This is a genomic window from Mycobacterium sp. IS-2888, from assembly GCF_001954215.1.
Lineage (GTDB): Bacteria > Actinomycetota > Actinomycetes > Mycobacteriales > Mycobacteriaceae > Mycobacterium.
The window spans coordinates 1-653 of sequence record NZ_MBET01000122.1; the positions used below are offsets into that span (position 1 = coordinate 1).

Consider the following 653-nt stretch of genomic DNA (forward strand, 5'->3'; position numbering starts at 1 on the left):
GGGGTTGAGTCCTGCTGAGCGCCTGGGGGTGCTCTTTGAGGAGTTGGCGGAGTTGTCCGGTCAGCGCAATGCGATTGATGGGCGCATCGTGGAGATTGTGGCCGAGATTGATCGCGACCGGCTGTGGGGAGCCACCGGGGCGCGCTCGGTGCCGGCGTTGGTGGCCTGGAAGACCGGCTGCTCGCCGGCCACTGCGCACACGATCGCTACCATCGCGGCCCGGCTGGCGGAGTTCCCGCGGTGTGCCCAGGGTATGCGGGAGGGCTGGCTGTCGCTGGATCGGGTGGGCGTCATCGCAGCGCGGGGCGGGGCGGGATCCGATGAGCATTACGTGCAGTTGGCGCGGGTCGCCACGGTCACTCAGCTGCGCACCGCGGTCAAGCTAGAACCACGGCCCGAACCCGAACCGCGCGGCGAGCCCGCGCGCGCGTTCACCAGGACCAGCACCGAGCAGTCCAGTTGCTATCGGATCACCCTTGCCCACGATGAGGCGGCGAAGTTCGACGCGGCGCTAGCGTCGCATCGTGAGGCGCTGATCGCCGAATGGAAACACGATCACCACAACGACCAACGGGCATCGGATAACGCGCCGCCGTTGCCGAGCACCCTCGAGGCGTTTATGCGTCTGGTCGAGACCGGATGGGACGCCGAAG

The 653-nt window shown here is 67.8% G+C and carries 1 protein-coding gene; it reads left to right on the plus strand.

The window, feature by feature from the left end:
* Nucleotides 1-4 precede the first annotated feature (4 nt).
* Nucleotides 5-653 (plus strand): DUF222 domain-containing protein (locus A5745_RS23645; protein ID WP_254848648.1); only part of this gene is annotated, 649 nt, incomplete at its 3' end.